The following is a 21997-nucleotide window of genomic DNA, read 5'->3' on the forward strand; positions in this document are numbered from 1 at the left end:
CCGACTAAAAAGTCGACATTTTTTTTATTTTATATTAACTAAACGTCTAATACGTTCAACCTTTGAACCAAGTATCTTATCAGCCAGTTGTGTTTTCAACACTAGATAACCATAAATACCGCCACCTAGTACTGCTTCAACCATCAAGATAATAACACTTAGTATACGATCAGAATTGCCAACAAAATGGAATACTAACCAGTTAACAAGGATTACGACCGCAAACATTACAAGTGAAAACATAATGATCCCACTAATACGACGTGAAATTCTATTGGTATCGAATGGATAAACCTGATGTAATTTTCTAGTCATCAACCAACAAACTACGCCCATACCAATACTTGTTGCCACCAATGGACCAAACTCATGGAACAATCCAATCATTGGAATCTGTGCCAATACTTTGGCAATGAAACCATAGATGAAGTATTTAATAGCTAACCTGTTGTTATACAACGCCTGCAAAATTGCGGATAGTACGGTAAAGAATCCTAACAAGATTGAAATTACCGAACTGAATTGTAACATCAAAATACCTAATTCATCATAACGATAAAATGTTGTCCATAGCGGCTGCGATACAGCGTACATCCCTAACGATGCTGGAATCATGATGAAGAAGAACAATTCTAGCGTATTAGAAATTTGATCTTCAATATCTTTCTTAACACCCTTAGAATACAATCCTGACAAAATCGGAATTGCTGTAACTGCCATAGCAGCTGACAATGAAACAATAATCATGATTAACTTATTAGCCTGGAATCCAAACAATGAATAATAATTATCCAATTGATCATTCGTAGCCTTAACAAACATTCTCATGAATTGATTAAAAGTTGATTGGTCGAACAAATTAAAGAACGTAATACCGGCATCCAATATGATGAACGGCACGGCTTGTTCAAAGATTTCTCTCGTAAAGTTCTTATTAAGTTCCTCTGGCGCCTTCCCGTTACGCGACAACTCCCGCAACTTAGGCATCTTCTTCATGAACGCGAATAACAAAATTCCAATTGCAAATGCAGCACCAATGAATGCCGCAAATGTTGATTGAACAACGGCAGTAATATAACTACCGTTATTCATCTTCATAATCACATACGTTGCTCCAAGCATATAAATAACTCGGGCAATTTGTTCAATGAACTGTGATATAGCCGAAGGAGCCATGTCAGAATAACCCTGCATGTACCCTCTCATAATACTCAAAATTGGAATTATCAAAACCGCAATCGCTAGCGACTTGATAACGGGAATACTACGAGGATCCCCGTCCGCAAATAATGCCGCCATCAATGGTGCACCGAAGTACATCAATGCGGCAAAGGCAACACCCATTATGGTCATGATCCGTAGACCATGTTTAAATAGCCTGTTACCAGTCGAATACTCATCTAAGGCGTTATAGTGAGAGATTTGTTTTGAAATAGCCCCCGGAATCCCCGCCGTCGAAATAATAATAAATAAACTATAAATATTATATCCCTTCGCATACAATGCGTTAGCTTGTGGGTAAGCAGCACCCATCCACGCCATCCAAGGAATAATATATATTGCACCTAATATACGTGAAAAAATACTCCCTGCAGTCATCCACGCTGAACCTTTCAACATCGTATCTTGTGTTGAAGTTTCAGGATTCAAAACTGGGGTTATTTCTTCATCGTCACGGTTTTCGTTCAAGTCCTGCACCACCTTAAAAACTATCTCTTCAATTATAGCAAAGTTGTGAACTCAGAAACTTAAAAATACTCTTAAATTCAGTTAATTGCAATTAAATTCTAAAAAAGAGACTGTGATTTGTCCATCACAATCTCTTAGAATTGGAAATTTATTTTACTGTTTGTTTGCTTTATACGTCTTTCGAAACGAGTTGCGAAAGACAACCCCCTCCGCTTAGCTACGCTTAAGAAAGGATGCACAAACCGCATCAATTCTTAAGCTAGGCTATGCTCAGCATTTACCGTCTTTCTCCACTCTCTCTAAAACGCGCTTACAAAAGACAACCCCCTCCGCTTACTACGAATAACAAATGCACCAACTACGTTGGCACCTTCGTTATCCTAGGTAATGCTCAGGCGTTACCGTCTTTTGACACGCTCTACTTAACAACAACATTAACAATCTTATTAGGTATAACAATCACCTTAATAATATTCTTGCCTTCAGTAAATTTCATGATTTTCTCATCTTCACGAGCTAATTTTTCAATTTCATCTTTGCCCATTCCAACAGGAACTTCCATCTTATCTCTCAACTTACCATTAACTTGAACGATCAATTCAACAGTAGCTGAAACCATCTTGCTTTCGTCGTATGTTGGCCATGCTGCATAGCTGATTGAACCTTCGTGTCCATACTTGCTCCATAATTCTTCCATCATGTGGGGAGCGATAGGTGCAAGCAACTTAACGAATCCTTCAGCGTATTCTTTAGGCATAGTATCAACTTTGTGAGCTTCGTTAACGAAGACCATCATTTGTGAAATAGCAGTGTTGAAGTGCAAGGCGTCATAATCTTCAGTTACTTTCTTAACTGTTTCGTTATAAACCTTATCCAACTTGCCATCATTAGTGTCAACGACATAACCATCGCAAAGTGTACTGTAGTCATCATCATTGATAAATAATCTCCAAACACGATCAAGGAACTTGTGGGCACCGGATAGTCCGTTTTCTGACCAAGGAATTGAAGCATCCAATGGTCCCATGAACATTTCATAAACTCTCAAGGTATCAGCACCGTATGATTCAACAACATCATCCGGATTAACAACATTACCCTTCGACTTAGACATCTTTTCATGATTATCACCCAAGATCATACCTTGGTTGAATAGTTTTTGGAATGGTTCCTTAGTTGGAACAACACCCAAATCGTACAATACTTTGTGCCAGAATCTAGCATATAGTAAGTGAAGTACGGCGTGTTCTGCACCACCGATGTACAAGTCAACTGGCAACCATTCTTTTAGTAGGTCGTAGTCAGCTAATTTTTCATCATTATGTGGATCAATATATCTTAAGTAGTACCATGAGCTACCAGCCCATTGTGGCATTGTGTTAGTTTCACGACGACCCTTACGACCGTTCTTATCAACAACATTTACCCAATCAGTCAAGTTAGCAAGTGGTGATTCACCAGTACCTGATGGCTTGATATCTGCTTCAGCAGGCAACTTCAATGGTAATTCATCTTCAGGAACTAGAGTTGTTTCACCATCTTCCCAGTGAATAACAGGAATTGGTTCACCCCAGTATCTCTGACGTGAGAATAACCAGTCACGAAGTTTGTAGTTAACGAACTTCTTACCGTAACCTTTGTCTTCTAGATATTCAATTGCTTTATCAATAGCTTCTTTTTGATGTAATCCATCCAAGAAGTCAGAGTTGATGTGCGCACCGTCACCACCGAAAGCTTCTTTAGTAATATCTCCACCTTCAACAACTTGTTTAATTGGCAAGTGGAATTTTGTAGCAAAGGCAAAGTCACGATCATCATGAGCAGGAACAGCCATAACAGCACCTGTACCATATGTAGCTAGAACATAATCTGAGATCCAGATTTGAACTTTTTCACCATTTACAGGATTGATTGCATAAGCACCAGTAAATGTACCAGTCTTATCATGATTCAAGTCAGTTCTGTCAAGGTCTGACTTACGAGCAGCTTCTTCTTTGTATGCTTCAACATCAGCACGTTGTTCATCCGTTGTGATGATATCAACAAGCTTGTTTTCTGGAGCTAGAACAACATATGAAACACCGAAGATAGTATCAGCACGTGTTGTGAAGACAGTGATTTTCTTATCATCGTAACCATCGATTGGAAAATCAATATGAGCACCGATCGAACGACCGATCCAATTACGCTGCATTTCTTTGATGCTTTCTGGCCAGTCAATGTCATCCAAATCGTCTAACAATCTGTCTGCATAAGCTGTGATCTTTAGCATCCATTGACGCATAGGTTTTCTAACAACTGGGAAACCTCCACGTTCGGTCTTACCGTCGATAACTTCTTCGTTAGCGACAACTGTACCAAGATCAGGACTCCAGTTAACTGGAACTTCAGCTTCATAAGCTAGACCCTTCTTGTACATTTGTTCGAAGATCCATTGTGTCCACTTGTAATACTTAGGATCAGTCGTTTGAACTTCACGATCCCAATCATATGAGAATCCTAGTGAGTTGATCTGACGTTTGAAGTTTTGGATGTTCTTTTCTGTGAAGTCAGCTGGATTGTGACCTGTATCCATCGCATATTGTTCAGCAGGTAGTCCAAAAGCATCGAAGCCCATTGGATGCAAAACATTGTATCCTTGAGCACGTTTCATACGAGCGAGAATATCAGTTGCAGTATAACCTTCTGGATGTCCAACGTGTAGACCTTGTCCAGATGGATATGGGAACATGTCTAGTGCATAATAGTTCTTCTTATCCTTGTCATTAGTAGTTTTGAAAGTTTGATTTTCTTTCCAATACTTTTGCCATTTTTTCTCAACTGTATTGTGATTGTACATATTTTATCCTCCAAATAATTTGTCACGATAATAAAAAATCGCCCTATGAAATTAATCATAGGACGAAATTATCGCGTTACCACCTAAGTTCCGCTCAATGAGAGCGACTCTTGAATGCCTTAACGCGGACTATTCGTAATCACCTACTGTTAGTTCAGCAATTAAACTTAAATGGATGAGTTCAGTCAAAGAAGTTATACGTTCACATTAGCCACGTACTTTCTGAAATTCTTCCTTCACTTACTATTTCCGTTGATTTATATACTATACCATTAACTTCTGTCCGACAACCAATAAATCAGAATTTAAGTTATTATCTTGCTTGATCTGATCAGCAGTTGTATTAGCTTGAGATGCAATCGAATCAATTGTGTCACCATCTTGAACGGTTACAGAATTGTCAGTTGAATCATCTTTTGGCGTAGTATCATTATCAGCTGCGGCAGCTGGGGCTGAATTATCTGAGCTACCAGTCGTACCTGTAGTCAAAGTATTCTTAACTGATACTGCAACATTAGATGAACTGTTAGATGCATCGTACTTCTTAACTCCGTCAGTTTCATCTTGAACAATAATTGGTGCTTGGTCATTACCATAAACATCAGAACTTGTAGCGGTTGCTGAAGCATCAGTTGAACCAGTTACATTAGACATATTATTAACCGTTACAGGTTGTTGATTGTCACCATTGTTATTACCGATAACCTTTAAGACTGTCAAAGTCTTGCCAGGGTATACATAGCTACTTGTCTTCAAGTTATTAAGTTCCATCAATGTTTCAACGGTCATATTGAACTTGTCAGCAACTGATTGTAATGTGTCCCCTGATGCAAAGACATAAGTTTGATCTTGTGAATCAGTGTCTGTATCAAAACGAGTTAAATCATACTTTTGAATGATAGCATTCAATTTGTCAGCATAAGTAGTATCAGTAGCATAACGACCTGTCAAATAAGCTGTGGCATCTTTGTATGATTCAGTATTACTCTTCCATGCACCAGCGTAAATTTCAGGATTACCTGAAACGCCACCTCTGATCAATGAAACGTAATCTTCAAGTGATTCCTTGTAAGATGGATACTTTCTGAAGTTAGAACTGATCGAATACAAACTACCAGTTCCATCGTCTTCTTGAGTTCCCATGTTAACCGACTCACCATTGTATGAACCCTTAACACCGAACAAATTATAGTTAGGTGCACTAGCTAAACCACTAGTTCCCCAGCCACTCTCGACCATAGCTTGGGCAATCATAACTGATGCATAAATATCATTATTGTCAGCCAATTTACGTGCTGAATTACCAATGTAGTTAATGAAATTTTGGTCACCAACTCCACGCGGTGTGACCATCCCTGCTACACTAGTAGTTGAATCTGTTGAACCTGTGCTAGCTGAAGTTGCTTCCGCATATACTGGCACAGTAGTTGATACATCAGCTAATTGAGCAAATACTCCACCGACAACCAAACTACCGCCTAAGAAAGTAACATTCTTACGCAAATTTGCACTTTTAATACTTTTATTATTTAATTTAGTCAAACGATTTTCTTCACGAATGCGTTCACGACGTATAATAGTCATATTCATTTACCCCACATAAAAGCTTATACAACATTATATAATTTCTTAAACAAAATTTAAACAATAGAGAGTAAAAACAATGAAAATTTCTAAAAAAATGTCTTTTTTTAATTTAATCCTGCTGATTTGTTTTATTATTTGGAGCCTACTGGTTATCAAACAGACAAGTTTCATCAGGACATTTGATCAAGTCGTAATCGGACAAGTTTATCATCACAATGCTTTTTCACTCAGTATTTTTAGATTTTTAACTTCCTGTGGAAACACTGGCACAATTACAATTTTAACTATTATTTCTGTAATAATATTAGCTCTAATGAAATACTTTTATGCAGCTGGATTCGTTGCAATCAACGAAATTGCTATATCATGGATCAATCATACGATCAAGATGAACGTCCAACGTCCACGACCAGCACACCATCACTATGTTTATGCTGGTGGATACAGTTTTCCAAGCGGACACTCTGCTGGATCATTTGCACTATATATTTCATTACTGATAATTGCTCTATTTGTGTTCAAAAAGTTAAGCGTCAAAATCACACTAAGTGTCATCGCAATTGGATTAGTGATCCTTATCGGATACAGTCGTATCTTCGTTGGTGTTCACTATCCAAGTGATGTTGTTGGCGGCTACCTCTTGGCAGCAACCATTCTCACATTCACAACTCTATTATTCAGAGCCAAGAATCTTTCTATTCTTAAGCTCAAAGGCATTTAGAATTAAGCCTATAATCAATAATACTAGAGATGCGACGTACATATTGTGCAATCCAGAAAAAAGAATTTGTCTCATTTTGGGTAAAAGCTCTGTTGGCAAGGAACTGGCGGTTTGTGGATCAATTAATTGATTCATCATATCGACAGTTATTTTTTTGTTCTCAGCCGCACCTTTGATCAAGGCAGTATTAAGAATAATTCCGTAGACTGAGACCATCATTGATTGACCGATGGTACGCAACAATGTATTAAAACTAGTTGCGACACCGACGTTTTCAGGTGAAACGACTGTTTGTGTTGTAACGGTCGTTGTCGTGATGGTCAAACCAAACCCTAGTCCACCAACAGCTGCAAGGCCACAGAAGTAAATAAATGGCGTTGAAACATTTGCCGTCAATAAAGCGATATTCGCTAATCCAATGAAGAACAAACTAATATAAATAATTCTGTTTGGAGCCATTTTCTTGATTAATGAACCAGCCCAGAATGAACCGAAGATCCAGACGATTGAACTTGGTGTAACAGCAAATCCACCCATTGATGGACTCAAGCCTAAGATTCCTTGCATCCAAGTTGGAATGTAAGCTTCAAACCCAATTAAGAACCCACTGACTAATAGCGCAATAATATTCTGAATTACAAAAGTCTTATTTTTGAATAATTGCAGTGGCAAAATTGGATCAGCAACATGTTTTTCAACCTTAATAAACAAGAATACTGAAACAACTGAAACTAGAGCCAAACCAATTGGTAATAACATTGAACTAGCACTCAAATACTGTAAGGCAAGCATTAGTGGCAATAATATTAGAACTAGCAAAGCTGTTCCAGTGTAGTCAATTCTGACCTTGTCATGCTCACGCTTGTCTTCTTTTAAGAAGATCCAAATCAAGGCAATCGTGATCAAACCTACTGGCAAGTTGATCAGGAATACCCAATGCCAGCTTAATTTTTCAACAATGAATCCACCTAGTAATGGTGCAATAATAGCAGCGATTCCCCATGCTGATCCATTGAATCCAAGGATCTTAGCACGTTTATCCAATGGATAAATATCCGCAATAATGGTAAATGTCAAAGGCTGAATGGCTCCTGATCCCAATCCTTGAACAACACGTGCTAGAATCAGTGTAAGCATTGAATTAGACATGGCACAAAGTGTCGAACCAACAACGAATAACGCTAGACCAAACATCAAGACTGGCTTACGTCCGATAATATCTGACAACTTACCATAAATTGGCGTCGAAACAGCTGTCATTAATAAATAAATTGAGAAAACCCAGTTCATCAAACTAACACCGTGTAAACTACCGATGATAGTAGGCATGGCAGTAGATACAATTGTTCCCTCAATCGCAGTCATGAATGTAGCGATAAAGATTGCGACAGTTACAACAGCTACATTTGATTGATTTTTTTGTTCCATTAAAAATACTTCCCCCTCAAAAACTAAATAATGACATAAAAAAAACAGAGGTCCTTTAAAGTATTAGCTTTAAAGGAACGCCTCTGTAATCATCTACTATTCCTTGAAGAAACTCTTGATCTCATCAACCTTATCAAGTTTTTCCCATGGAAGTTCAATATCTGTACGTCCGAAATGGCCATAAGCAGCCGTTTGTTTATAAATTGGTCTTTGAAGATCAAGCATGATGATAATACCTAATGGTCTTAAATCAAAGAACTCATTAATACAATCAACAATTTGATCTTCAGAATAATTACTTGTACCGAATGTATCAACGTGAATTGAAACCGGCTTTGCTACACCAATGGCATAAGCAATTTGAATTTCAACCTTTTCAGCAATACCAGCAGCAACAAGGTTCTTAGCAATATATCTTGCGGCATAACTAGCTGAACGGTCAACCTTTGTAGCATCCTTACCTGAGAAGGCACCACCACCGTGACGAGCAAAACCACCGTATGTATCAACGATGACTTTTCTACCAGTAAGTCCAGAATCTCCTTCTGGTCCACCAATAACGAAACGGCCTGTTGGGTTGATCAAGATTTTAGTCTTGTCATCCATCATATCTTTTGGAGCTACTTCATCGATGACATACTTCTTGATGTCTCGTTGAACTTGTTCCAATGATGCTTCAGCCTTGTGTTGAGTACTGATAACGATAGTATCAATACGCAAAGGCTTGTCATGCTCGTCATATTCAATTGTTACTTGTGACTTTGCGTCTGGCATCAAGTAATCAATTGTCTTGTTCTTTCTAACTTCAGCAGTCTTACGCATAAGCTTGTGAGCCAATGAAATAGGAAGAGGCATGAATTCTTTAGTTTCGTTTGTAGCGAAACCGAAGACAAAGCCTTGATCTCCGGCACCAATTTGATCCAATGGATCGAAATCAGCGTCTTTACCACGCTTCTCAAGCGCATCATTAACACCTTGAGCGATATCAGGTGATTGTTCGTCAAGTGCAACAAGTACGGCACAACCATTACCATTGAAACCAGGATTTGAACCATCATATCCGATTTCTGTAATAGTCTTACGAACAACGTTTTGGATATCAACATAAGCTGTTGTTGAGATCTCACCTACAACTAATACTAATCCAGTAGTAACAGTTGTTTCACAGGCAACGCGCGCATTCTTATCCTTTGTTAGGATTGCATCGAGAATGGCATCACTAATTTGATCAGCCATTTTATCTGGATGTCCTTCTGAAACTGATTCAGAAGTAAATAAATAATTTTTTGACATAATTTTTCCACCTTTCGGTTACAGGGCTTCTCCTTTTATTAATCACAATAAAAAAAGGATCCCATCAGGAACCTCTTAATAGATTAACACAGATTTAATTTAAAACAAATTGACGAAGACAATTTTCTACATTAATATTGCTGTATATACCCGCAAGGAGCAGTCATGAACAACTCAACTTATAAAAAGTATAAAAAATTATTTGCTTCATTGATAGAATTTCTCAGTTATCATATATTTCCGTTCATATTCATCTTCGGACATAATCTAAACAACTACACGATCAATTGGTATCTGGCTATTATGATCGGTATGGTCGCTATCTATAAGGAATATATTAGATCATTAAAACCTAATATGTATTTCAACGGACTTTATAGCATAATTTACGTAATTTTAATTGTACTGTCATCCAAGAGTTTGAATCTTAACGTAATCATCTTGATTTTTGTACAATTAGTATTACTCTTCATCACCAAATACTTCGACGAAAAATATCAACTGGTACAAACCCTGATTGAAAGTTTTATTATCCCTAGTTTTATGTCGATTGCCATTGCCTATACGTACATGCACTTCATATCATTTACCTTTGTCGTGCCACTACTATTAGTCAACATCGCCGCTATTTTGATAGATTACTTCGAAGGAGCCAGATCAGATTACATTCAATTAGTAACACTATCGGGCCTAACTTTGATATTATTCTTATTGGGATACATCAACGCTTTAACTGCGATCACCATCGTTATCTTCGTGGTCGTTGCGGTGCTATTAAAGAAGTTCAGACATCTATCTACATCCAATTTGTTCTATCGAGTTATCGGAAACTTCCTATTATTAATTTGAGAAATGAGGTCTTAGATGGAAACAACCAAATCAAACTTTGATTGCTTCAACCCTGACTCCAACGAATACCCAGTCATCTTCAGTCTGCCGCACAGTGGGACGTTCGTTCCAGAAGAAATTCGTACTGTACTGAGGAGTGAGGCTGTGTTGGCAAACTCCGACTGGTTTTTGCAGGAACTATACAGTTTTTTACCTGAATTAGGCTTAACTGTGATTCAAAACAATATCAACCGTTATATTGCTGACCCTAACCGCAAGAGCTTTGCAATCGATGACGACAACGATTACCGTCATAATGTTGTTTATCAACACAATACGTTTGGACATGATCTATACGATGAACCACTTAGTAAAGCACAAATTGAGGACAGATTAACCAGATTTTATCATCCCTATCATGACCAACTACAAAAGCTGATCGATTACAAACTAGATAAGTTCGATGAAATCTATCTAGTGGATCTCCATAGCTTTGCATACTATCCCCGATTTGAAATGATGTCTCCAGCTGACTTCGTGATTGGCAATGATTACGATAATACTTCGTCTGACCACATCAGAAGCTGGCTGACCAACGAATTACATCGAAAGAGCTATACTGTATCTGATAATTTTCCTTTTACTGGTGGTCACATAACCAAGCATTACGGTCGACAAGCTAATATTCATGCCTTACAACTTGAAATACGTTACAACAATTACATCGAAAATCGAGAGTTCACAGAAGAAGAACTAACAAATTACAATTCAGAATTATTTGCTACAGCACAAAATGATTTGAAAAAAATAACTGACTTATTTATAGCAAAAATGGGGCTGTGACATAACTACATAAATCAATAAATTTGCAGCATAAACGCGTAACAAAACACAACTTCTTCCGTTTAACTACAAAAAGACATCGAATTTACTACGTAAATACGATGTCTTTTTTAGGTTATACTCAGAAGTTAAACGTGTTTTGTCACACTCTCGTTTTTAAATATGTTTCAAATAATAAAACTCTTCTTGTGTTAATTTACCTGTCTCAGATTTCTTGATATATTCACGAACTGTTTTTTGATGTTCAATTTGAAGTCTCTTCTTCAAACGACAGTTCTTCCAGAATCCATATGCAATGATCGATACTGGAATGATTTCTAGTAATACAGTCGAAGGTATCAACCATGGCTTATCGTTGATCAAAGTAAAAAACTTTTCTTTATCTTCTTCGGTAGCTCTTGGTGCGCAATGATGATTTAACATTTTATATCACACTCCTATTACCATTCTTTGAAATTACCACCATCATAACCTATTCTGTAAACTCTGTCATGAATTAAGAGTACAAAAAAAGCTAGGACAAAATGTCCTAGCTAACTTGGAACAACTATTCGATGGAGGATACAGGGATCGAACCTGTGACCTCCTGCTTGTAAGGCAGATGCTCTCCCAGCTGAGCTAATCCTCCAAATAGTGACCCGTACGGGATTTGAACCCATGTTACCGCCGTGAAAGGGCGGTGTCTTAACCACTTGACCAACGGGTCATAACTTCGTCAAGAAACCGTATATTTACGTATCCCTTTCTCAAGCACAAAAAATATTATATATTAGATATAAAGACGTGACAAGTCTTTTTTCAAGTTTTTATAAAAAAATTGCTGGAGGTACATTTTGAACGTACAAGATTACTTTGAAAATAACGAAACGATGGACATTGCCAAGGACATGCTTGGTCATACTTTTACCTATAATTCTGACCAAGGCAAGTTCTCAGGGATCATTGTTGAAACAGAAGCATACTTAGGACCGATCGATATGGCTGCACATAGTTACGATGGCCGCCATACACCATCTAATGACCCACTGTATCAGGCTGGTGGCACAATTTATATTTATTCGATCCACAGTTGGCTTGATATGGATATCAGTGTCCAAAAGGCTGGTACACCAAATGGTATTTTGATCCGTGGATTACAACCCCTCGACGGGATTGAAATGATGGAACAAAACCGTCACCAAACTGGCTTCAATATTTCTAACGGCCCAGCAAAATGGATACGTTCATTTGGAATTCTTGATAAAGAATTATCTGGCACGATGCTAAACTCTGACAATTTTATTTTTTCAGATAAAAAAGTCCAAACTCCCAAAAACATTTTGGCAACACCACGTATCGGTGTACCAAATAAGGAGCCTTGGACTTCTAAAAAAATGCGTTTTATTGTTGAAGGAAATCCTTATGTTTCCAAGATGTATAAACGTGATATGAATCTTGATACATACGGATGGCTATAGACGATCACTTCTAGCACGCAACGCATAGAGAATCGTAACTGTATCAACTACTTCTTGTAGCATGGCGCCAATAATAGTGGGAATTAATCCGAATCCCGCGATGACCATCAAGATAATGCAAATAAAGATACCGATCAATACCGCTTCACGAGCAACTTTCATCGTATCACGGGAGATCTTAACCACATCCCCTACCTTGCTCAGGTCATCTTTGAGGATAACCGCATCCGCGGACTCACTAGCGGCGTTAGCACCTTTATACCCCATCGCGATACCAGCATCAGCCAAAGCGAGTGCTGGGGCATCGTTAACACCATCACCGACCATGATACTTGGATGGTATTCTTTATCTAAGCCTTGAATTATTTTAACTTTATCTTCCGGCAAACTACTTGGAAAAGTTTGTGTGATACCTACTTCAGAAGCAACCAAATCGGCTGCTTCTTTTTTGTCCCCAGTAATCATCAATATATTGGAAATCCCGAAGTCCTTTAACCGTTGAATAGTTGACTTCGATTCAGGCCTAATCTGATCGATCAGACTGTATGCACCAGCATATTTACCATCAATTGATACATATACACCTGAACCCTTCACATCATCAACTTTTGACTCAGTGACAAATTCACCTTGTCCTACTTTGACAATATGACCATCGATCGTTCCGGCAATCCCTTGTGCAGTGTACTCCTTAGCATCATTAACGTTGATCAGTTTCAAACCCTTGTCAGTTGCATAGTCAATAACTGCTTGTGCCATAACGTGACTCGAATTCTGTTCGATCGAGGCCGCATATGATAAGACGGTATCTGAGTCGAATCCAGACTGGAGTTTGAACTTATCAATAACTAATTTGCCACGAGTGATCGTTCCAGTTTTATCGAAGGCAATTGATTTGGCTGACGAAATTTTTTCTAGTGCTGTACCGGATTTTACGATAATACCATTTCTACTAGTACGACTCATCCCTGATACGAAAGCAATCGGAGCTGCCAAGATCAATGGACATGGGGATGCGACAACCAATACTTGTGCGATCCTGACAGGATCCTTTGACAAGTACCAAGCTAATCCTGCGATCACATACGCAACAATAGTAAACGGAACGGCATATCTATCAGCCAAACGAACGAAGTGTGCTGGATTAGAAGCCGACTCCTTAACCAATTTAACAATAGCTTGATATTCACTATCTGCCGCAATTTTATCGGCTTTCATTTTGAATGATGTCTCACCGTTGATTGAGCCTGACATAACGTGTGAATCAAGACTAACACTGACCGGAACTGACTCACCGGTTAGCGATGACTCGTCGATTTCTGATTCACCTTCAATAACGATCCCATCAACTGGGACTTGTTCCTTAGGACGAATCAATAGAACATCCCCGATTTGAACATCATCGATATCTACGTCTTTCACATCGTCATCTAATAATTTGTGTGCCTGTGATGGTGTATTGTCGAGCAATGTCTTCAATTCACTCTTAGCTTTGTTGGCGGCATATTCCTCAAGAGTATCTCCACCTGTTAGCATTAATAAAACAATCCAACCGGCCCAGTATTGACCAAGAACGATGGTAGCAACGATGGCAGTAATAGCTAATAGATCAACTCCAAAGTCGCCGCTCTTGAGCACCTTGATCATATCTACAAACATGATCAAAGCTAATATTAATCCCAAGACACTAATAATCACCTGCGACAACAGGGGCTTATGGAACATAAATTCCAATACAAAAGCTACTGCACCAATTGATAACGTACTATATAGTTTTATTTTATCTGAATTCATAATGTACCCCTCCCTCTCAATTTAAAGATAACATTTAAGAACTTCATATAGTACATTCTTGTATCGTTATGCCAACATCGCATACCTGCAATATACTTTTGGTATAGAAAAAAGATGAGGATGCGTTTTGCCGCACTCTCATCATCTGTTATCGTACTATCATTACCGATATCGGCGAATACTTCGCCATGTATGCTGCCTGAGAACCAAAGTACTTTTTGATACCTTTTTTTGAGTTGGAACCGATTATTAATAGATCAGCTTCAGAAGACGGAATTATTTCTTTGACTATCATTTCTCCCGGTTCACCTTCATCTACAAACATCTCGACTTTTTTGACACCATATCGAAGAGCCACATCCCGATAATGTCTAATGTGCTCCTCTAATTCCTCGCGTTCTCCATGAAGATAATCTTTGCTCAAAATCTGATAGACACTCATATTTTGTTCTTCAAGTATTGAAGTAATTATCAAAGTGGCATTATCTCTAACACAACGTTTCATCGCATATCTAAATGCTAATTGTGAATCTTCTGAATCATCAACACCAACAAGGATTCTTTCATAAGAATTATCCTGCTTAGACATACTTACATCTCCTCATCAAAATAACCCTTGAATTGAACTCCAAACAATTTGTAAGTTCAGAATGGTCAATATCACGGTACATGACCATGCCAGAACGGTTATCCAAGTTTTATTTGCAAATCTTTTACCCATGATCTTCTTTGAGCTAGTGAATATCGTCAGCGGAATCATGGAGATTGGCAATGCAACTGACAAGAATACTTGTGAATTGACCAAGAGATTATCTAATGCTGTTTCCTTGCCGCCATAGATAATCGTGCAGATCAAAACCGGAATTACTGAGATGAGTCTTGTTACCAATCTACGAGCCCAAAGTGGCATCTTCATATGGATGAAGCCTTCCATTACGATCTGACCAGTTAGTGTGCCGGTAATTGTAGAATTTTGACCTGATGCCAGTAAGGCAACCGCGAACAAAATTGAAAGGATTGGTGAAGCTACTGATCCTGCCATCTTAGGGTTTTGCAATGCAGCATATAAGTTGCCGAACGTACCCAATTGTTCAGTTGGTTTGCCAAAGAACATTGCAGCACCGAGAAGTAATAGCAAGCAATTGACGATAAATGCACCACCTAATTGAACATTTGAATCCCATGTTGTGTACTTAACTGCTTTAGCAATATCATCTTCGTTGCTGTGATCAAACTTACGTGTCTGAGAAATTGATGAATGTAAATACAAGTTATGAGGCATAACAGTAGCACCAACAATACCTAGTGCCATTGTTAGTTCACCGGGATGCATGATCTTTGATTGTGGAATGAATCCAGCCATTGCTTCTGCCATATTGGGCTTTGCGATTGCTACTTCATACAAGAAGACCACCAGGATAACCATAATCAAGCAGACGACGATTGCTTCGATTTTTCTGAAGCCTAATTTTGTTAGTAACAACAAGATCAATACATCAAACACTGTTAGTGAAACACCAATGACCAATGGCAATCCGAACAATAATTCTAGTGAAATAGCACCACCGATAACTTCAGCAATGTCAGTTGCCATAATAGCTAGTTCAGTTGTTATCCATAATACGATGCCCAAGGTCTTGCCGGTATGAAGTCGGGTCGCTTGAGCCAGGTCCATTTGTGTAACTATTCCCAGTTTAGCCGCCATATATTGTAATAACATGGCGATTAAACTCGAAATCAGAATCACAGACATTAACAAATATCCATATTCTGCACCACCACCGATAGATGTTACCCAATTACCAGGATCCATGTACCAACGGCTACCAGAGCTCCTGGTCCTGAGAACTGCCATCAAATTCTTCCAAAAGTTATTACCTTTGGGGATATCGACTGTGCTGTTTATCTCTTCCAGTGAAGGTCCATTAGCATAGTGAATCAACTTTTCTTTCTTTGAAGCCATTACGATATCTTTCATCTTCTTTGCCTCCTATGCCCACATAATAGGGCGATTAATTGGGAAGTAAAGCATTTAGTTAGGCTATCCTAAACATCTATAAATATTTATATCAAATCAAAAATGGTCAACCACTTCAAAAACAAGCGGTTGACCATTTCTTTTAATTCACATTAACAATTATTTAACCAATTTGTCCCAAATGACGATTTGTCTATCAGCTAATGACTTCTGAACATCAATAATTCTCTGGTTGGAACTTCCTCGAAATTGTAATGTCAGATCCATTTTATCCTTGAGGAATCGTCCATCGACCAGGATGTCGATCAATGATAATAATTCCAACTTATCATCAGAATCCTTTTGTAACTCTTCCCAAGTATAGCCCGACCATGACCAAATATCTTTGGTATCGCCAAACTCTTGACGCACTCTCTTACATAACTTCAAACAAACTTGCGTATTGATGAATGGTTCGCCACCTAGAAGTGTCAGACCTTGAACGTAATCTTCACTCATGTCCGTTATGATCTGATCTTCTAATTCTTGTGTATATGGCTTACCATAGCGAAAATTCTGTGCAGCAACGTTATAACAACCCGGGCAATGAAACGGACAGCCGCTTACATACAAACTGCAACGAACGCCTTCTCCATCCACAAAGTTAAATGGTTTGTAATCAGCAATATACTGTTGACTAAGATTCTGTGCTAACCATTCTTTGGGAGTCGGATTGTTTGGTCTTCTCGTATCTTGCAGCATTCTTTATCATCTCCGAAGTCATATTTTTCTTACGTGAAGCAATTTCAACGTGTCGACCATGAATCATCGGACGTTGTTGCGGATTACCCAAGTAACCACATGTACGCTTAACAACATCACAGAATTGAGGATCATGATTGCCACATTGTGGACATTCAAATCCACGAGCAGTCGCATTGAACTCGCCCTTGAATCCACACTTGAAACATTGGTCGATCGAAGTATTGGTACCTAAATAACCAACATGATCATAAGCCCAATCCCAGACCGCCTCTAAAGCTTTGGGATTTTGTTTCAAATTAGGATATTCACAATAGTGGATGAACCCACCAGAAGCATAGTGTGGGAAGATTTCTTCAAAGCTTAATTTCTCAAATGGTGATGGATGCTTTCTAACATCATAGTGAAAACTATTCGTGTAATATTCCTTATCTGTAATATCAGGAATACGACCAAACTTCTCAATATCATCACGACAAAATGTATCAGTCAATGACTCAGCTGGTGTTGAATAGAGACTGTAATGATAACCACTAGCATCTGCCCAGTCACTACACTTGTCACGTAATGCACGAACAATACTCTCTGCGAAGTCATGAGCTTCTTGATTATCTTCCCATTGATTACCAAAGAATTCAGTACACACTTCATATAGTCCAATGTAACCTAGTGAAACGGTCGCACGTTGATTCTTGAATAATTCATCCACGCTGTCGCCAGCTTTAAGACGTTTACCGAAGGCACCATACATATACAATAGTGGCGCATTTTCTGGCTTGGCTTCTTTCGTACGCGCAACACGATATTCAAGCGCCATTTTACAGAGTTTCATTTTCTCTTCGAATATTTCCCAGAACAAATCCTTATCACCATGTGCTTCAAGCGCAACACGGGGAAGATTGACAGTAACAACACCTAAGTTCATCCGACCGGAATTAACCTCTTTGCCGTTTTCATCCTTCCAACCTTGTAAGAATGACCGACATCCCATTGGTGTTTTGAAACTACCAGTGATTTCTTTGATCTTGTCATACATCAACAAATCAGGATACATACGCTTAGTCGAGCATTCAATAGCGAGTTGCTTAATATCGTAATTAGGATCTTGTGGATCTAAGTTCAAACCTCGTTTTACGGTAAAAGTCAGCTTAGGAAAAATTGCTGTTCGATGTTCTTTGCCTAATCCCTTGATACGAATCTTTAAAATGGATTTTTGTATTTCGCGTTCGATCCAGTTTGTCCCTAATCCAAAATTAATCGTAGTAAATGGTGTTTGACCTTGTGACGAATACAAAGTGTTGATTTCATATTCAAGAGCTTGCATCGCATCATAAATATCTTTTTTGGTCTTAGCTTTGGCGAACTCTTCACGCTTATCTTCAATGACCCATTCCTTGGCATCCTTCATATGCTTGTCATAATTCAGCTGAGCATATGGTGCCAACAATTGATCGATTCGATTAGCAGAACATCCCCCATATTGTAGTGAGGCTACATTAGCAATAATCTGCGACATTTGGGCGGTTGCTGTTTGGATAGATCTTGGTGATGACACCCAAGCATTACCGATCTTAAAACCATTTGTCAACATTTCATCAAAGTCGATCAAACAACAGTTGGTTTCTGGTGTAACTGGTGAATAATCCAAATCGTGCCAATGCAAGTCACCTCGCAAATGGGCCTTGGCAACTAATTCTGGCAACATCTTGAGTCCTAGGGCGCGGCTAGTAACCCCTGCTTCAAGATCACGCTGTGTATTAAAGATATTACTGTCCTTGTTGGCATTCTCATGGACAATACGTTCATTATTACCGAACAACTTGTTGATATTGGCTTCGACATTCGTGGCATCCTCGAAGTTTTGCTGTTCGGCTTCAAAATACTCTTGATACTCATCAGCTTGGCTGGCTAGATGGTATTTTTTTAACAATCCGATAATTTCATCATGTAACTGTGATGTCTCGATAACAAAAGAGTCTTGATACTTGTAGACCAAGTCATCCTCGATTTTTTTGATTTTGTCTTGATCATCAATCAATTTGTTTAATACAAATTCAATTTTGTATGGATAGAAGTCTGTCTTCTCTCCGCATCTTTTTAGAATTGGAATACTCTTCAAAGTATCCAGTATATTTTGAGCTTTTACCTCGTACATATTACACACAACCCTTTTCAAGTGAATGGCTCTATTATATTGGGTAAATATTTTAAAATCAATATCTAGTGGTGGGCCTAATTTGTTTCACACTATATGTGGTATGTGATTTTTGATAATAAAAATATTTTTGATGAATGTTTCATAAAAACAGCCCTAAATTCATCTAAAAAATCAAGGATTTAATTTAGATAATTATTTTGGGTATTTTAATTTTTATGCCAATAATATATAGGAAAATATTATTCGTTTATCATAAGTTAAGTGAAATCTATTGACACGGTGTCACCTACTACATATAATAGCCTCATACATAAAAGTGACACGGTGTCACAAAGGAGGAACCATGGTTTCTAATACATTCAAAAATTTAGATAATAAAAAACAAACCCGTATATTAGATGCATTACTAGATGAATTTTCGCACCACACTCTTGCAGAGGCACAAGTATCACGCATAGTTAAAGAATCCGATATTGCCCGTGGGGCATTCTACAAATACTTTGACGATCTGCAGGATAGTTACGAATATCTTTATCATCATGCTTTAACAGAGATTCATCAAAATATCTCAACTGATACTCGTAAAAAATTAAAACCTACAGAGTATGTCGAACAAACTAGAGAATTTGTCGAAAGAAGTAGTGACAGCCGTTACTACCCCCTAGTAAAAATGCACATGCTTTACAATGAGAACTTTTTTATTTCCACTTTCAATAATCATTTGATAAGTGAAAATGAATACTTCTGGGCCACACAGATCATGATCCACGATGCTATTAAACAAATAATGATCGATCCGGAATCCAAAGAAATGATTTTAAAGAAACTGTCTAACGTCTTACACACATTAGCCAAAGAGGATGATTAAATGTTTTTATCACTTAAAGAAATCAAGAAGGAAAAACTTAGGTATGGATTGATCATTGGTATGATCGTGCTTATCTGCTATCTGATTTTTATTTTAACTAGTCTAGCAATGGGATTGGCGCAACAAAACACTGATGCCATCGACTCATGGAACATCAACAGTGTTGTGCTTGATAAAGATTCAAACACTAGTATGACGCAATCCCTGATCACCAAAGATGAAGTAAAAAAGACTAAGATAACTTCTAAAGAAGCTTATATTGGACAGGCGGCTGTGGTCGTTAAGAAATCTGGTCGTACTAACGAATCGGCCCAATTCTTAGGTCTAAAGGATAGCCAGTTTATCGCTAAGAATTTGGTACTGTCATCAGGACACAAAGTAAACAAGTCTAACCAAGTAGTTGTCGATGATAAATTCGAAACAGATGGATACAAGCTCGGTGACAAGATTCAATTCAATTCGATTGACAAAAAATATACGATCGTAGGATTCACTAAGAATGCCAAATTAAATATTGCCCCTGTCGTTTATGGTGACATCTCAGCTTGGCAAAGTTTGAAAAACATCAATGGCCAGTTTGTTGCAAGTACCATTGTTTCAAAGAATGCCGATTTCAAGGCTGGTAACAAACAACTCAAGACATACCCAACGTCTGCTTTTGTTTCTAAATTACCAGGATACTCAGCACAGAATTCAACTTTCACCTTCATGATTGCCTTCTTGATGATCATCTCTCTTATCGTTATAGCGGTGTTCTTATATATTCTGACAATTCAGAAGATTCAAAATTACGCTGTTCTAAGAGCACAAGGTATCCCTGCCAAAACACTTGTCGGTGCTACCATCTCGCAATCAGTAACGCTTGTTGTTGGTGGCTTGTTGATCGGTATAGTTTTGACGGCTATAACAGCCTTCGTAATGCCAGCTACAGTCCCAATGAGCTTTAATATTCCTATCCTGTCTGGCGTTGGTGTTGGATTGATCTTAACTGGATTATTAGGCTCACTAATTCCCATCAGAATAATCTTACACGTCGACCCAGTCAGTGTAATTGGAGGATAACTTATGACAACTTTACAATTAAATAATATCAACAAATACTTCGGCACTGGTTCTAGCCGTGTCCATGTTCTAAAGGATATCAACTTCACCGCTAAAAAAGGTGAACTTAATTTGGTAATTGGACCATCAGGGTCTGGTAAGAGTACCTTCCTAACAATTGCTGGTGGCTTACAAACTCCATCGACTGGTGAAGTTGAGCTAGAGGGACAAGCTGTCAAGTCAATGTCTAATAAACAACGTGACGCTATGCGTTTGAACAAAATTGGCTTCGTATTGCAAGCATACAATCTTATTCCTTACCTCACCGTTAAAGAACAATTTCAATTAGTCAAAAAAGTTAAGAAAGAACACAATTTAACCAATCTTTCCTTAGAAGCTTTGCTAAGACAACTAGACATTGAAGAATTACAAAACAAATATCCCGGTGAATTATCCGGTGGTCAAAATCAACGTGTAGCAATTGCTAGAGCACTATACACCCGACCTGATATCGTTTTGGCAGATGAACCAACTGCTGCTTTGGACAGTGAACGTGTGGCCGAGGTAGGCAAAATTTTTCAAACACTCGCTCGTGAAAAAAATACGGCTGTAATCGTCGTAACTCATGATCTACGTTTGATCGAATTTGCGGACAACGTCTATCAAATCATGGACGGACAAATGACTCTGAATAATAACATGAAAACTGCATAACGAAAGAGGCTCAAATCC

18 protein-coding genes, 2 tRNA genes, 1 riboswitch and 1 other annotated feature are annotated in these 21997 nt (G+C 38.3%); of the genes, 7 read left to right on the plus strand and 13 right to left on the minus strand.

Annotated elements, in window-relative coordinates; all coding sequences use genetic code 11:
• Positions 1–24: 24 nt before the first annotated feature.
• The 3 genes from JCM14932_RS08100 to JCM14932_RS15010 all read right to left on the minus strand — a co-directional run bounded on the left by JCM14932_RS08100 (position 25) and on the right by JCM14932_RS15010 (position 6112).
• Entirely contained in the window at positions 25–1620 is a 1596-nt protein-coding gene (locus JCM14932_RS08100) for a putative polysaccharide biosynthesis protein (protein ID WP_051528099.1), read from the minus strand.
• Between the two features lie 487 nt (positions 1621–2107).
• Positions 2108–4528 carry a leucine--tRNA ligase gene (leuS, locus tag JCM14932_RS08105; protein ID WP_025024435.1) on the minus strand — a complete coding sequence of 807 codons (2421 nt, stop codon included), beginning with the start codon at positions 4526–4528 and terminating at the stop codon, positions 2108–2110.
• A 55-nt stretch (positions 4529–4583) separates the two neighbouring features.
• Positions 4584–4791: a binding site (T-box leader), on the minus strand.
• A gap of 1 nt (position 4792) precedes the next feature.
• Entirely contained in the window at positions 4793–6112 is a 1320-nt protein-coding gene (locus JCM14932_RS15010; RefSeq protein ID WP_025024436.1) for a glucosaminidase domain-containing protein, read from the minus strand.
• Between the two features lie 79 nt (positions 6113–6191).
• Here JCM14932_RS15010 and JCM14932_RS08115 point away from each other — a divergent pair, with 79 nt between their 5' ends.
• Positions 6192–6836, plus strand: a complete 645-nt coding sequence (locus tag JCM14932_RS08115) for a phosphatase PAP2 family protein (RefSeq protein WP_025024437.1) — start codon at positions 6192–6194, stop codon at positions 6834–6836.
• On the opposite strand, the gene JCM14932_RS08120 is transcribed toward JCM14932_RS08115, so the two are convergent.
• Together JCM14932_RS08120 and metK are read right to left on the minus strand one after the other, a co-directional pair.
• Positions 6789–8264 (minus strand): MDR family MFS transporter, encoded by a 1476-nt coding sequence (locus tag JCM14932_RS08120; RefSeq protein WP_025024438.1) that lies wholly within the window; start codon positions 8262–8264, stop codon positions 6789–6791. The two genes, JCM14932_RS08115 and JCM14932_RS08120, sit on opposite strands and share 48 nt — an antisense overlap.
• Before the next feature lie 96 nt (positions 8265–8360).
• Positions 8361–9557 carry a methionine adenosyltransferase gene (gene metK, locus JCM14932_RS08125; RefSeq protein WP_025024439.1) on the minus strand — a complete coding sequence of 399 codons (1197 nt, stop codon included), beginning with the start codon at positions 9555–9557 and terminating at the stop codon, positions 8361–8363.
• A riboswitch (SMK box riboswitch) is annotated at positions 9555–9641 on the minus strand. It overlaps the preceding gene by 3 nt.
• 81 nt (positions 9642–9722) lie before the next feature.
• Here metK and JCM14932_RS08130 point away from each other — a divergent pair.
• Positions 9723–10406, plus strand: a complete 684-nt coding sequence (locus JCM14932_RS08130) for a hypothetical protein (RefSeq protein ID WP_025024440.1) — start codon at positions 9723–9725, stop codon at positions 10404–10406.
• A 15-nt stretch (positions 10407–10421) separates the two neighbouring features.
• A complete protein-coding gene (locus tag JCM14932_RS08135; RefSeq protein WP_025024441.1) occupies positions 10422–11228 on the plus strand; it encodes an N-formylglutamate amidohydrolase in 807 nt (268 codons plus the stop codon).
• 156 nt (positions 11229–11384) lie between these two features.
• Here JCM14932_RS08135 and JCM14932_RS08140 read toward each other — a convergent pair whose 3' ends face one another.
• From JCM14932_RS08140 to JCM14932_RS08150, 3 genes are all read right to left on the minus strand, one after another.
• Positions 11385–11651 (minus strand): hypothetical protein, encoded by a 267-nt coding sequence (locus JCM14932_RS08140; RefSeq protein ID WP_025024442.1) that lies wholly within the window; start codon positions 11649–11651, stop codon positions 11385–11387.
• Between the two features lie 132 nt (positions 11652–11783).
• Positions 11784–11856, minus strand: a tRNA-Val gene (locus tag JCM14932_RS08145).
• A gap of 6 nt (positions 11857–11862) precedes the next feature.
• Positions 11863–11934 (minus strand) — tRNA-Glu (locus JCM14932_RS08150).
• A 127-nt stretch (positions 11935–12061) separates the two neighbouring features.
• Here JCM14932_RS08150 and JCM14932_RS08155 point away from each other — a divergent pair.
• Positions 12062–12685, plus strand: coding sequence for a DNA-3-methyladenine glycosylase (locus JCM14932_RS08155; protein ID WP_025024443.1), 624 nt, complete (start codon positions 12062–12064; stop codon positions 12683–12685).
• Here the strand turns inward: JCM14932_RS08155 and JCM14932_RS08160 are convergent.
• The 5 genes from JCM14932_RS08160 to nrdD form a co-directional block, all read right to left on the minus strand.
• Positions 12680–14479 carry a heavy metal translocating P-type ATPase gene (locus tag JCM14932_RS08160; protein ID WP_025024444.1) on the minus strand — a complete coding sequence of 600 codons (1800 nt, stop codon included), beginning with the start codon at positions 14477–14479 and terminating at the stop codon, positions 12680–12682. The genes JCM14932_RS08155 and JCM14932_RS08160 overlap by 6 nt on opposite strands.
• Positions 14480–14627: 148 nt before the next feature.
• Positions 14628–15068: a universal stress protein gene (locus tag JCM14932_RS08165; RefSeq protein WP_025024445.1), complete on the minus strand. Its 441-nt coding sequence runs from the start codon at positions 15066–15068 to the stop codon at positions 14628–14630.
• A gap of 15 nt (positions 15069–15083) precedes the next feature.
• Positions 15084–16457 (minus strand): Nramp family divalent metal transporter, encoded by a 1374-nt coding sequence (locus JCM14932_RS15015; protein ID WP_235700568.1) that lies wholly within the window; start codon positions 16455–16457, stop codon positions 15084–15086.
• Positions 16458–16616: 159 nt separating this feature from the next.
• Complete coding sequence (gene nrdG, locus JCM14932_RS08175; RefSeq protein WP_025024446.1) at positions 16617–17198, minus strand: anaerobic ribonucleoside-triphosphate reductase activating protein; 582 nt, start codon at positions 17196–17198, stop codon at positions 16617–16619.
• Positions 17134–19353, minus strand: coding sequence for an anaerobic ribonucleoside-triphosphate reductase (nrdD, locus tag JCM14932_RS08180; RefSeq protein ID WP_025024447.1), 2220 nt, complete (start codon positions 19351–19353; stop codon positions 17134–17136). The genes nrdG and nrdD overlap by 65 nt, the downstream gene beginning before the upstream one ends.
• A 346-nt stretch (positions 19354–19699) precedes the next feature.
• On the opposite strand from nrdD, the gene JCM14932_RS08185 reads away from it, so the two are divergent.
• From JCM14932_RS08185 to JCM14932_RS08195, 3 genes are read left to right on the plus strand one after another with little or no spacing between them, the layout of a single operon-like run.
• The gene (locus JCM14932_RS08185; RefSeq protein WP_025024448.1) at positions 19700–20224 is read left to right on the plus strand and encodes a TetR/AcrR family transcriptional regulator; all 525 of its coding nucleotides are present in this window, start codon (positions 19700–19702) and stop codon (positions 20222–20224) included.
• Positions 20225–21286, plus strand: a complete 1062-nt coding sequence (locus tag JCM14932_RS08190; protein WP_025024449.1) for an ABC transporter permease — start codon at positions 20225–20227, stop codon at positions 21284–21286.
• A 3-nt stretch (positions 21287–21289) separates the two neighbouring features.
• The gene (locus tag JCM14932_RS08195; protein ID WP_025024450.1) at positions 21290–21979 is read left to right on the plus strand and encodes an ABC transporter ATP-binding protein; all 690 of its coding nucleotides are present in this window, start codon (positions 21290–21292) and stop codon (positions 21977–21979) included.
• Positions 21980–21997: the final 18 nt, after the last annotated feature.

It is taken from the genome of Companilactobacillus nodensis DSM 19682 = JCM 14932 = NBRC 107160 (assembly GCF_000615905.1).
GTDB lineage: Bacteria > Bacillota > Bacilli > Lactobacillales > Lactobacillaceae > Companilactobacillus > Companilactobacillus nodensis.

Excerpts from the sequence above, each read along its gene's own strand:
- JCM14932_RS08100 (WP_051528099.1), bottom strand. The coding sequence starts at position 1,620 with ATGTTGAAAGGTTCAGCGTGGATGACTGCAGGGAGTATTTTTTCACGT.
- leuS (WP_025024435.1), bottom strand. The coding sequence starts at position 4,528 with ATGTACAATCACAATACAGTTGAGAAAAAATGGCAAAAGTATTGGAAA.
- JCM14932_RS15010 (WP_025024436.1), bottom strand. The coding sequence starts at position 6,112 with ATGACTATTATACGTCGTGAACGCATTCGTGAAGAAAATCGTTTGACT.
- JCM14932_RS08115 (WP_025024437.1), top strand. The coding sequence starts at position 6,192 with ATGAAAATTTCTAAAAAAATGTCTTTTTTTAATTTAATCCTGCTGATT.
- JCM14932_RS08120 (WP_025024438.1), bottom strand. The coding sequence starts at position 8,264 with ATGGAACAAAAAAATCAATCAAATGTAGCTGTTGTAACTGTCGCAATC.
- metK (WP_025024439.1), bottom strand. The coding sequence starts at position 9,557 with ATGTCAAAAAATTATTTATTTACTTCTGAATCAGTTTCAGAAGGACAT.
- JCM14932_RS08130 (WP_025024440.1), top strand. The coding sequence starts at position 9,723 with ATGAACAACTCAACTTATAAAAAGTATAAAAAATTATTTGCTTCATTG.
- JCM14932_RS08135 (WP_025024441.1), top strand. The coding sequence starts at position 10,422 with ATGGAAACAACCAAATCAAACTTTGATTGCTTCAACCCTGACTCCAAC.
- JCM14932_RS08140 (WP_025024442.1), bottom strand. The coding sequence starts at position 11,651 with ATGTTAAATCATCATTGCGCACCAAGAGCTACCGAAGAAGATAAAGAA.
- JCM14932_RS08160 (WP_025024444.1), bottom strand. The coding sequence starts at position 14,479 with ATGAATTCAGATAAAATAAAACTATATAGTACGTTATCAATTGGTGCA.
- JCM14932_RS08165 (WP_025024445.1), bottom strand. The coding sequence starts at position 15,068 with ATGTCTAAGCAGGATAATTCTTATGAAAGAATCCTTGTTGGTGTTGAT.
- JCM14932_RS15015 (WP_235700568.1), bottom strand. The coding sequence starts at position 16,457 with ATGAAAGATATCGTAATGGCTTCAAAGAAAGAAAAGTTGATTCACTAT.
- nrdG (WP_025024446.1), bottom strand. The coding sequence starts at position 17,198 with ATGCTGCAAGATACGAGAAGACCAAACAATCCGACTCCCAAAGAATGG.
- nrdD (WP_025024447.1), bottom strand. The coding sequence starts at position 19,353 with ATGTACGAGGTAAAAGCTCAAAATATACTGGATACTTTGAAGAGTATT.
- JCM14932_RS08185 (WP_025024448.1), top strand. The coding sequence starts at position 19,700 with ATGGTTTCTAATACATTCAAAAATTTAGATAATAAAAAACAAACCCGT.
- JCM14932_RS08190 (WP_025024449.1), top strand. The coding sequence starts at position 20,225 with ATGTTTTTATCACTTAAAGAAATCAAGAAGGAAAAACTTAGGTATGGA.
- JCM14932_RS08195 (WP_025024450.1), top strand. The coding sequence starts at position 21,290 with ATGACAACTTTACAATTAAATAATATCAACAAATACTTCGGCACTGGT.